At 37.5% G+C, this 11794-nt stretch carries 12 protein-coding genes; 1 reads left to right on the top strand and 11 read right to left on the bottom strand.

What is annotated here, in order from left to right:
• The first annotated feature begins 64 nt into the window (after positions 1-64).
• The gene (locus DW721_RS10055) at positions 65-856 is read left to right on the top strand and encodes an AraC family transcriptional regulator (RefSeq protein ID WP_118745663.1); all 792 of its coding nucleotides are present in this window, start codon (positions 65-67) and stop codon (positions 854-856) included.
• Between the two features lie 74 nt (positions 857-930).
• Here DW721_RS10055 and DW721_RS10050 read toward each other — a convergent pair whose 3' ends face one another.
• The 11 genes from DW721_RS10050 to nth all read right to left on the bottom strand — a co-directional run bounded on the left by DW721_RS10050 (position 931) and on the right by nth (position 11615).
• The gene (locus DW721_RS10050; protein ID WP_330674070.1) at positions 931-1422 is read right to left on the bottom strand and encodes a transcriptional repressor; all 492 of its coding nucleotides are present in this window, start codon (positions 1420-1422) and stop codon (positions 931-933) included.
• 290 nt (positions 1423-1712) lie between these two features.
• Positions 1713-3863, bottom strand: coding sequence for a ferrous iron transport protein B (gene feoB / locus DW721_RS10045; protein WP_118745662.1), 2151 nt, complete (start codon positions 3861-3863; stop codon positions 1713-1715).
• A 140-nt stretch (positions 3864-4003) separates the two neighbouring features.
• Entirely contained in the window at positions 4004-4225 is a 222-nt protein-coding gene (locus DW721_RS10040) for a ferrous iron transport protein A (RefSeq protein WP_022015238.1), read from the bottom strand.
• Between the two features lie 13 nt (positions 4226-4238).
• A complete protein-coding gene (locus DW721_RS10035; protein ID WP_022015239.1) occupies positions 4239-4451 on the bottom strand; it encodes a FeoA family protein in 213 nt (70 codons plus the stop codon).
• Between the two features lie 287 nt (positions 4452-4738).
• A complete protein-coding gene (locus tag DW721_RS10030) occupies positions 4739-5500 on the bottom strand; it encodes a 4Fe-4S binding protein (RefSeq protein WP_118745661.1) in 762 nt (253 codons plus the stop codon).
• 120 nt (positions 5501-5620) lie between these two features.
• Complete coding sequence (locus DW721_RS10025) at positions 5621-5953, bottom strand: cupin domain-containing protein (RefSeq protein WP_118745660.1); 333 nt, start codon at positions 5951-5953, stop codon at positions 5621-5623.
• 129 nt (positions 5954-6082) lie between these two features.
• The gene (locus DW721_RS10020) at positions 6083-6784 is read right to left on the bottom strand and encodes a Crp/Fnr family transcriptional regulator (protein WP_118745659.1); all 702 of its coding nucleotides are present in this window, start codon (positions 6782-6784) and stop codon (positions 6083-6085) included.
• 16 nt (positions 6785-6800) lie between these two features.
• Positions 6801-8399 (bottom strand): hydroxylamine reductase, encoded by a 1599-nt coding sequence (gene hcp / locus DW721_RS10015; RefSeq protein ID WP_182436288.1) that lies wholly within the window; start codon positions 8397-8399, stop codon positions 6801-6803.
• Between the two features lie 110 nt (positions 8400-8509).
• Positions 8510-9622, bottom strand: a complete 1113-nt coding sequence (locus tag DW721_RS10010) for a Wadjet anti-phage system protein JetD domain-containing protein (protein ID WP_118745658.1) — start codon at positions 9620-9622, stop codon at positions 8510-8512.
• An 88-nt stretch (positions 9623-9710) separates the two neighbouring features.
• On the bottom strand, positions 9711-10661 hold the full coding sequence (locus DW721_RS10005) for an L-lactate dehydrogenase (protein WP_118745657.1): 951 nt from the start codon (positions 10659-10661) through the stop codon (positions 9711-9713).
• 318 nt (positions 10662-10979) lie between these two features.
• Positions 10980-11615, bottom strand: a complete 636-nt coding sequence (nth, locus tag DW721_RS10000; protein ID WP_022015247.1) for an endonuclease III — start codon at positions 11613-11615, stop codon at positions 10980-10982.
• Positions 11616-11794: the final 179 nt, after the last annotated feature.

The following is an 11794-nucleotide window of genomic DNA, read 5'->3' as shown; positions in this document are numbered from 1 at the left end:
CTCAAAAAACGACAACAATATTTACTAATCAACTACCATTGTAAAATTCAGGAGGAAATAATAAATGATTAAAATCAGACTTATTGGATACCATTTTCACAACTGCCCTGATTTTTATGTAAACCGTCCAAATGGTTCCGGAGATTATCTGCTTTTATATCTGCGTTCTCCAACTGAAATCATGACAGACAATAAATGCATACGCGTTCCAAAAAACACTTTTATTTTATACCAAAAAAACAAACCACAGATTTACAGACATATTCAATCCGGTTCCGCTGATGACTATTTTATAAACGACTGGATTCATTTTGATTTTGATGAATATGATAACTTTTTTGAGAAACTTGAAATTCCTTTTAACACTCCTATAACACTCTCGACACCGAAAGTTATAACTGACATGATAGCAGACCTTTTCATCGAATACTTCAATGAAGGCGACCAGCACGAACATATAATGAGCAGCAAAGCTGAAGCTCTTTTTCATAAATTCAGTGATCTTTACAGAACCACCTTAAATGCCGGCTCCGCTTTTGACAAATATTTTGATGAATTTTCAAAACTCAGACAACATCTCTACAACTATGAATATGTACCATCAGGTGCAAAAGAAATAGCAGACAAACTTGGACTGAGCACATCGTATTTCCAGCACACATACAAAAAGATATTCGGAGTATCTGTTCATCAGGATATAATAAAAGCCAGAATCGAACACGCCGCAAGACTTTTACAGGGCAGCAACGACTCAATCTCCGAGATAGCTTCCATATGCGGATACGAGAACCTCGAACATTTTTCAAGACAATTTAAGAAAATAAAAGGAATGTCACCTCAACAATTCAGAAAATAATTTTCCTATACATAAAAAAAGATAACATAGAAATCAACTGCTTTTTGATTTCTATGCTATCCTATTTTTTTACATTATTTTCCACACTGACATGATTTTGCGATAACACTGCGTACATTAAGGTCTGACGGATAACCGCAGGCAACAAGCCCTGCCTTTATCACCTGATGCCACTTCTTTGCTGAAAGTTCCACAACAGTGTCATCATCAAATTCAATTGTGCAGGCATTTTCAACTTCACACCCTGAACCACAGGCTATCTTATACATATTCTTTCTACTGATAGCTCCGATTTCTTCGAGTTTGTTCACCATCCTATATACAGTGGCAGTGCCTATCTTGCCGTCCTGTTTTGCTGCCTTATAATATATCTCCTTGCAGCATGAGCAGTCCTCCTCAAGTATAATATCTAGTAACATAAGACGCTGCTTCGTTATACGACAACCATCATCTTTAAGACGCTGTATCACCATATCTTTCTGCATTTTTGTACGCTGATAATTCTGTGATTCCTGTATCTTTCGTTTCTGTTCCATAACTGCCATCGCCATAGTCTGATTCCCCACCTCTCATCTCTCTGTCATGTATGAATATAAGCATTGCTGTTCACACCTGCTGTGCTACTAACAACGACTTCAATCCATACTCATAACATAGTTCACTGTCTATTTGTCACTGTCCACACCAACGATGCGGACAGCAATATTTATTTTTCTTTAAAAAAACCTATTATTATCTTTATTGCAAGTACAAACATAATTGCAAGAACGATCAAGATAACCACATCAACTGGTTTAACTTCTAAATTTGTATGCATTATAAAACTCTGTCTGCTTAAAATCACTTCATGTAAATCTTAAGCCTCTCCTGCCGCTGTCTTATATGATGTTTTTTTATTTGGATCAGGACGGAAAAGGAAGTAAAGTATTACTGCTGCTACTATAAATGCTACTACTGTTGCAGGTCCAAATGCAACCTCTCCTAAAACAAGTCCGCCGATCTGATATACCATAAGTGCTACGCAGTATGCTAATACATTCTGGAATATAAGTGCAAATACTACGAATTTTTTTGATTTCATCTCTCTTGCCATTGTTGAGATAGCTGCAAGACAAGGTGAATCGAACAGATTGAACATAAGGAATGACACTGCTGCAATTCCTGTTGGGAAGAACTGTGCAAACTGGTCATGCATTGATGCTGCATATTCTTCTACTTCGCCAAGTCCGCTGAGTACACCCATTGTTGATACGATACCCTCTTTTGCAACAAATCCTGAAAGAGAAGATGCAACTGCCTGCCATGTTCCAAATCCGAGTGGTTTGAAAATCCAGGCGATAGCTCCACCGATTGAAGCAAGGAAACATGACTCTTTATCTACCATACCAAATGTTCCGTTCTGGATACCGAATGTTCCGAGGAACCACATAACTGCACAGCAAAGGAAGAGGATTGTTCCTGCTTTCTTAAGGAATGCCCATACTCTCTCCCATACATGGAGAAGAACACCTTTAAGTGATGGGATATGGTACTGTGGAAGCTCCATAACGAACGGTGCCGGATCACCAGCAAAAAGTGATGTTTTCTTTAAAATAATACATGAAACGATAACCACTATGATACCAACGAAGTACATAAGTGGTGCAAGCCACCAGCATCCGTTTAATAAATATCCTGCGATAAGTGCAATAACAGGAAGTTTTGCACCACAAGGAATAAATGTTGTTGTCATAATTGTCATACGACGATCTTTGTCATTCTCGATAGTACGAGTTGCCATGATACCAGGAACACCACATCCTGAACCGATAAGGAATGGAATGAAACTCTTTCCTGAAAGACCAAACTTACGGAAAATTCTATCCATGATAAATGCAACTCTTGCCATGTATCCGCAATCCTCAAGAATTGAGAGGAAGAAGAATACGATAGCCATCTGAGGTGCAAATCCGATAGGAGCACCAAGACCTCCGACAATACCATCAACTACAAGTGAGTTAAGCCAGTCTGCTGCACCGACATTTTTCAAAAATCCCTGTACTGCAGGCTGAATCCACTCAGCTACAAGTGTATCATTTGTCCAGTCTGTAACAATTCCACCGAGTGATGATACTGCTATGTAATAAACTACAAACATAATAGCTGCGAAAATAGGAAGTGCAAGAATTCTGTTTGTAACAATCTTATCAATCTTATCTGATGTTGTAAGTTTTCCTGCTGATTTCTTCTTAATACAGTCTTTGATGATAGATGTGATAAATGTATATCTCTCGTTTGTGATGATACTCTCTGTATCGTCATCAAGCTCATCCTCAACTGCCTTGTTTATCTCAGAGATTTCCTTAAGAACACCTGATGAAAGATTTAATTTCTCCGCAACTTTCTCATCATTCTCAAAAAGTTTGATGGCAAACCAGCGTTTCTGTGACTCATCCACCGACTGAAGTGCAATGCTCTCGATGTCCTCAAGTGCACGCTCAACTTTTGCGTCAAATGAATGTTTCGGAGCTGCTTTCTTTGTACCTGCAAGTTTAACAGCCTCATTTGCCGCCTCAACGATTCCCTCGCCCTTAAGAGCTGAAATCTCAACTGCCTTGCAGCCTGTTTCCTCAGCAAGTTTCTTAATATTTATCTGGTCACCGTTCTTACGGACAACATCCATCATGTTTACAGCTATTAAAACCGGAATCCCAAGCTCTGTAAGCTGTGTTGTGAGGTAAAGGTTTCTTTCAAGGTTTGTTCCGTCGATGATGTTTAAGATAACTTCCGGCTTCTCATCGATAAGATAATTTCTTGAAACGACCTCCTCAAGTGTATATGGGGATAATGAATAAATACCCGGAAGATCGACTACTGTCACATCTTTATTACCCTTTAATCTTCCCTCTTTCTTTTCCACTGTAACACCAGGCCAGTTACCAACATACTGGTTTGAACCTGTCAGTGCATTAAACAATGTTGTTTTACCGCAGTTAGGATTACCTGCTAATGCAATTTTAATTGACATTTTTTCTCTCCAATCCGCACATATGTGCAATAATTATTTGCAACTACATTTAGTTCTAAAACCCTACGCTAAATTTGTCTTTGCTTGCCAAGATTAGTATTTACTAACCCATAGTCAAAAAAAATTTGAGTTTAAAAAAACTACTCAACTTCAATCATTTCTGCATCTGCTTTTCTGAGTGAAAGCTCATAACCTCTTACTGAGACTTCGATAGGATCACCAAGTGGTGCGACTTTTCTCACAAGTACATCAGTACCTTTTGTGATTCCCATATCCATGATGCGTCTCTTTACTGCTCCTACTCCTGTAAGTTTCTTAACTTTTACAGTTTCGCCACATGCAACTTCTTTTAATGTCTTCATCAATTTCCCCTTTCTAGACCATGATCTTATTTGCCATATCTTTACCGATGGCAACTCTTGCATCTTTGACATTCACTATCATATTTCCACCTATCTGTGAAATAACAGTAACTGTTCCACCTACAACAAAGCCCAGATTTTCTAAAAATCTGCGTGTTTCTTCTTTGCCGCCTATCTTCTTAATTACGCTTGGCTGTCCTTCCGGTATCATTGATAATGGCATCATATCATCCTCTTTCTTAATCTCTTTTGTCTGTGTTTTCATTTATCCATGCGTTAGTATAATCTAATCGAGAATAGTTGTCAATAACTTTATTGAGAAAAAATTATCAATAATTCTGTTTTATAAATATATTTTACATTGTCTATTTCACGAAGGGATTGATATTAAATTTCTTTGTAATAAAAGTATCAATACACTAATTCATTCATTTTATTTGCAGCAAAAAGCCACATCCTGATAAAATGCTGTTCAGAATGTGGCTTTCATCGTGTTAAGCAGAGTTCTCTCGTTTATAAACTCTCCAGTATCCTACCGTCACATGAAATTGTGACAACCTGCCACGGTATCATCTTTCCACTGTTTTTCAACGCATTAACGACCGCATTTTGCAAACCGCCGCAGCATGGCACTTCCATACGGACAATCTTCACACTCTTTATGTCGTTATTTTTGATTATCTCAGTAAGTTTTTCACTGTAATCAATATCATCAAGTTTAGGACAACCTACTAATGTAATGTGGTTTTTGATAAAATCCTCATGGAAATTTGCATATGCATATGCAGTACAATCTGCTGCCACCAAAAGATTTGCACCGTCAAAATAAGGAGCTGTCAGCGGTACAAGTTTAATCTGCACCGGCCACTGATTTAGCCTGCTCACAGGTTTAAATCCGTTATTAGAAGCTGCCTGACTGTTATCGTTTGAAGAACACGGCTTTTTCTCATCTTCCCTATGCTGTAAACTTCTCGCCATACTTCCCGGACACACATGAACAGGACTACCGTTCTTTTTCGTATTCTCAGCTATCTTCTTAGCTGCAATCCTAGCTTTAACAGCCGCCTCATCATAATCGTTTGCTTCACGCTCAATTATCTTAATAGCATCCATAGGACAGGCAGGGAGACAATCCCCCAGACCATCACAGTAATCATCCTTAATAAGTCTTGCTTTACCATCAACCATTGCGATTGCATCCTCATGGCACGCATTGGCACACGCACCACAACCATTACACTTTTCCTCGTCTATATGAACTATCTTGCGTATCATATTAATCCTCATTTCTGCACACGTTTTTTTGCATATCAAGTTTGTGTCAAGTGTGCGCAGACACAAATCTTGTGTGTGAAAAATCTTGCATATATGGATTTTTCACACTTTTTTCCTTTCTTAAAACACAACAACTAAAAGCATCTTAAATCTCTCTTTACCCTTTACCGCATGAGGGTGTTTTGCCGGCATAACGATTGACTGTCCCTCAGTAAGTTCGTAGTCAACATCGTCAACCGTAATAAGACCGACACCGTCAAGACAGATAACAAAAGCATCTCCGCCTGACTCATGTGTGCTTATCTCCTCGCCTTTTTCAAATGCGAACAATGTCTCGCTTACCGCATCATTCTGAACAAGTGTCTTGCTTACAACCTGTCCGTCTGCATAAGAAATCTCATCCTTAAGTGTAAGTACCTTTGATTTTTTAATGTTTTTCATAAGCTCTGCCATATTTTTATTCCTCCACTTTATTATTAAAAATATTTGCTTTTTTTAGGACATCTTTTATATGTTAAGATAAGTCAGACAGATATTTGCAATCCACTCATAACACCTCAGGTGTCAACAGTAACATATAATCTACAGATATTCTTCAAGTTTGTCCTGGGACACGATGGTTATCTTTCTGCCATCAAGCTTTATTATGCCCTCTTTCTCCATATTACCAAGTTCTCTTGAAAGGGAAGGTCTGGTCACATTAAGATAATCGGAAAGTTCTTCTCTCGATGGATTTTTTGTTATCTGTCCTGATGCTGTCTGATTTTCAATAAGATAAAGAGCAATCTTTTCTCTTATACTGCCACAACCAAGTAATCTTACCTTTCCGCTAAGATTATACGCCTTCATCGCAAATATGCTCATAAGATTTTTTCTTATCTTTGCCGACACACCAGCCTTTATATTATGCGATATATTTTCAAAAAAGTCACATGAAACACTTAACACTACAGACTCTTCTACCGCCTTTGCCGACATATCATATTTGCCCTTTCCCATAAACATATAAACTTCCGCAAACATATCTCCGGGATTTTCAATCGTGGTTATCAAAATCTTTTTTCCGGAAAATGTCATCTTTGAAACTTCCACATAGCCTTCTATCAGCACATATAGTTTGTCCGGTGTGTCATCCTCCTCAAAGATAAAACTTCCTTTTTCATATCTTTTTATATCAGTATCTTTTTCTTCTATTAAAGATAATATTTCATCCTGCGTAAATTCCCTGCAAAGACCTGAATGTTCCAATGCCTGTACGATGTTGTCATTTTCTTCTTTACTCATATATCATATGCCTTTCTTAGTCCATGTTAAGAAATTTTTTCAAATCTCCCTCCGGTGTACCTGTAGGTGAAATCCCAAAATTCTCTACAAGGAAATCAAGTATATTCGGTGACACAAATGCCGGAAGTGTCGGCCCTAAATGTATATTATTTATTCCGAGATGTAGAAGTGTAAGCAATATACATACCGCTTTCTGCTCATACCATGAAAGCACGATGGATAACGGAAGTTCATTTACCGAACAGTCAAATGCTCCGGCAAGTGCCACGGCAACTTTTATCGCACTGAACGCATCATTACACTGCCCCATATCCATGATTCTTGGAAGCCCTGCGACCTCTCCAAGTTCAAGGTCATTAAATCTGTATTTTCCACACGCCAATGTAAGTATAACAGAATTTTTTGGAGTCTGCTTAACAAATTCAGTGTAATAATTTCTTCCGGGTCTTGCACCGTCACATCCTCCGACAAGGAAGAAATGCTTTATATCACCATTCTTAACGGCTTCAACAACCTTATCGGCAACCGACAGCACAGTTCCATGTGCAAATCCAGTCACAACCTCATGCCCGCCGTTTATTCCCGTAAAATGCTTATCCTCATCATAACCGCCAAGCTCAAGTGCCTTTTCAATAACAGGAGTAAAATCTTTATCCTCACCAATATGAACCATCTCAGGATATGAAACCACTTCTGTTGTAAACACCCTGTCAGCATAACTTTCTTTTACTGGCATAAGACAGTTTGTCGTAAATAACACAGGTGCAGGAATATTATCAAATTCTTTTTGCTGATTCTGCCATGCCGTTCCAAAATTTCCCTTAAGATGTGTGTACTTCTTAAGTTCCGGATATGCATGAGCCGGAAGCATCTCACCATGCGTATAGATATTTATCCCCTTATCTTTTGTCTGCTCCAAAAGCTGTTTAAGGTCGTAAAGGTCATGCCCCGTAATAACGATGAACGGTCCTTTTTCAACAGTGAGCGGCACTTTTACCGGTGTCGGTGTTCCATATGTCTCAGTATTTGCCTTATCGAGAAGTTCCATACATCTAAGATTTACCTCTCCCACCTCCATTGTAATAGGAAGAAGAGCCTCCTTACCCATATCATAACCGAGCACACACAATGCTTTTATAAAAAAGTTATTAACTGTGTCATCCCTGTAACCAAGCACATTTGCATGATACGCATATGCCGCCATTCCCCTTATTCCAAAAAGAATAAGCGATTTAAGTGAACGAATATCTTCATCGGCATCCCATATCTTTTTAACATCGTAGTCATCGGTATTGCCGCACTTTGCCGTACAAATGCTACAATTCGGAACAACTTCGTATTTCTTTTTTCTTACTTTTTCAGTAATCTCTTTAATCGTCTCGTCATTAAAATTAACATTTGTTATAGTCGTAAATAATCCTTCTATCAAAACATCAGTAACACTCTCATCATGCGGATTATTTTCACAGGCTCTTGCAAGACCTATCAATGCACCCGTAAGTTCATCCTGAAGATTGGCAGTATCCGCCGTCTTTCCACATACACCCGCATTTCCGGTACAGCCTGAACACCCAGCCGTCTGTTCACACTGAAAACAAAACATTTTATTATCCATAATTTATCCTTTCTTAGGTTGATTTCTAATTGTCTCCCTCTGACATTCACTATAATACATTAAAGCCACAAAAAAATCCGTAACATTTGTTACAGATTTTAATATTTTTTTCACACATCCATATCCCACACATTTATTATCTCCTGCGGAATATATTTTTCAGTCATCAAAAGTTTTTCAAATCTTTCCCATATTTCTTTTCCAAAAAAATCTGAAAATATGTGACCTATATTTCTATTCTGCTTTTCCTTTGTAACAGGAAGTTTATCAAATCCAATCTTTTCAGCTTTCTCATACATCCTGACATACGCTTCCTTAAACGGTTCTAACTGTGTTTCTTCCTTAAATATATGCTGTTTTCTTTTTTCCTTAAAAACCTCTGCCAAATTTTCAAAAATTCCTATACCCTCATAATCCATATCTCCAAAATATAAAAAATGATTTCTTCCGTCTGCGAGGTATCTTTCAGCAGTATATCTAAAATCCTTAAATGAAGCAATGATCTTTTTGCCTGAACCAAAGATCAGCGTTCCAAACTTTTTCCCTAATATTTCGTTATTTCCCGTTTCCTGCATATATTTTCTGATCGTATAAAATGTATCTTTATTTTCAATGATAAGTACATTCTGCGGAACAGTCCTGTCAAAAATATAACTCACAAACAGTTCAGGTGTCTCATACACATTTATATCCGACAATTTAATGCCAAGATTTTTAAGTATTCTCTTTCCTTGTCCTCTGCCCTCGTTCTTATTTTTTCCTCTGTTTTCGTTTCCACCTTTTATAAATTTTTCATCTCCCCATATTTCAAAGCTGCGTTCATTTACAGACTCGGCTTTTTTAAGTTTTTGCTTTTCGCTCTCATTTTTATAAAAATCACTTAATTTAAGTATGGCATCCCTGTCTTTTCTATACTGTTCAATATGTTTTTTATAATACTCCATATTAAGTCCGGTTGATAATTTAAAATTTATTTCGCCATCAAACTCACCATTATATTTTTCTTCTTCAATCTGCCAATATACATTATAAAGCGGCGGATTCTTGCCATTTAAACCGCTGTTTTTTATAGGAACAAACTCACCCGTTTTTGATTTTTCAGCTATGTAATCACACAAAATCTTATATGAATCAACCCCAGCCGTAAATTTCTCAAGTATTGATTTTTCTTTGCTTTTTAATATAATATTTTCTATTTTTTCTAAACTTATTTTGTGCTTCATACCTGTGTTTCCTTTCTCTATATCACAAGCACCAAATGATATTTTAATTCATTTGGTGCTTTCTGTAATTTCAAAAATATATTTCACTCTACTTAGTCTGCTCTAAAACTTCCTTAAGTGTTTTCGCTGAGTCCTTAAGTTTTTCCACCTCATCACTGCTCATGCTTATCGGAACTAAAGTTTCAACACCGTCTTTTCCAACTATCGCAGGCATACTTAAAACAACATCATCAATTCCATAAATGCCATGTATCATACTTGAAATAGGAAGTATTGATTTTTCGTCCCTCACTATCGCTTCACATATTCTCTTTACTGCCATTCCTATGCCATAATAAGTAGCTTTTTTCTTTTCGATTATCTCATAAGCACTGTTTTTAACCTGTTCCGCTATGGCACGCATATTTTTATCGTGATTTATATGCCCTCTCATCTCGCAGAAATCATCAACTGCAATTCCAGATACATTCGCACTGCTCCATACCGCAATCTCACTGTCTCCATGCTCACCAACAATAAATGCATGAACGCTTCTGCTGTCAACCGAGAGATGCTCTCCGAGACGATATTTAAGTCTTGCACTGTCAAGCACTGTTCCTGAACCGATGACTCTGTTCTCCGGAAAACCACTTGCCTTAAGTGCCACATTCGTAAGAACATCAACCGGATTTGATACAACGAGCAGAATACCCTGACAATCCTGTTTCTTTATCTCACCAATTATAGATTTCATAATGGCACTGTTCTTCTTTACAAGGTCAAGTCTTGTCTCCCCCGGCTTCTGTGCCGCACCTGCCGTTATCACAATAATCGCCGCATCTGCAATATCGCTGTAATCACCTGCATATATATTCATTGGTTTTGCAAACGGAAGTCCGTGCTTTATATCAAGAGCTTCTCCCTCTGCCCTAGCCTTATCTGCATCTATAAGAACCATCTCCGAAAAAAGACTGCTCTGCATCAATGTATATGCAGATGTTGAACCTACAAAACCACATCCTACTACTGCCACTTTTCTGATATTAACTTCTTTTGCCATGATAATCCTCCATTTCTACACTATGCACTCTCAGCATCTTCTGAACGAAGAATTCCGAGAGTACATCACTGTCTGCCGGTGTACTATGTTGTTTTTCATTCTCATAAATTCGTGCAAATTTTTTACACAATTTAATGATAGTATGTTCATTTTGCTTAAACTAAATACATCATAGCCTTTCATCCCCTGCACAATAGTAATACCACATTTTTCCTTTAATTTCCGTAACAAATGTTACTAATGAGAAAAAACAACCATTTGACTCGCAAAATATACCATTTTTATAAGGTAACTGACAAAAATATTTCCATCTTTATATCATTTAATTCTTTTTTTACATATGTCTTCCAATACACATCTCTCACAATGAGGTGTTGTCCTCGCCGTACAGACTTCTCTTCCGTGCCATACAAGTCTGTGGCAGAAATCACTTCCCTCTTCTCCCGGTATTATCTTCCACAATTCCATCTCAACTTTTTTAGGATCTTTTATTCCATCAACAAGCCCCATCCTGTTTACAAGGCGTATGCAATGAGTATCTGTCACTATCGCAGGCTTTTTAAACACATCACCCATTATAAGATTTGCACTTTTTCTTCCCACTCCCGGAAGTTTTAGCAACTCATTAAAATCATCAGGAACTTTGCAATCATAATCATCACGAAGCATTTTCATACAGGCACTAATGTCCCTCGCCTTGCTTTTTCCAAGACCACATGGTCTTACTATATCCTCTATATCAGAAACCTCAGCATCAGCAAGTGCTTCTACACTAGGATATTTTTCAAAAAGTCCTTTAACCACCACATTTACCCTTGCATCAGTACACTGTGCCGCAAGTCTTACACTTACAAGCAGTTTCCACGCTTCATTGTAATCAAGTGTGCAGTCTGCATCAGGGTATTCTTTCTTTAATCTTTCTATTATCTCTAAAGCACGCTGTTTTTTTGTCATTTATGTTTCCTCCTATGTTTTTAGTTAAAAAAATCAAACTCATCCACTGCAAATCTTTTTTTATCATAGCATAAAAGTATGAGCAACACAATTTAACACTAAATATGTAACAGTTCAGCCATAAAAAGATAATTGGCAATACAATGAGCTTGTTCATTGTATTGTTAAGTAGCTTTTTA

It is taken from the genome of Clostridium sp. AM27-31LB (assembly GCF_003480745.1).
Lineage (GTDB): Bacteria > Bacillota > Clostridia > Lachnospirales > Lachnospiraceae > Butyribacter > Butyribacter intestini.
The sequence above is the reverse complement of the archived record's forward strand: the minus strand, read 5'-3'. Positions and strand labels throughout refer to the sequence as shown.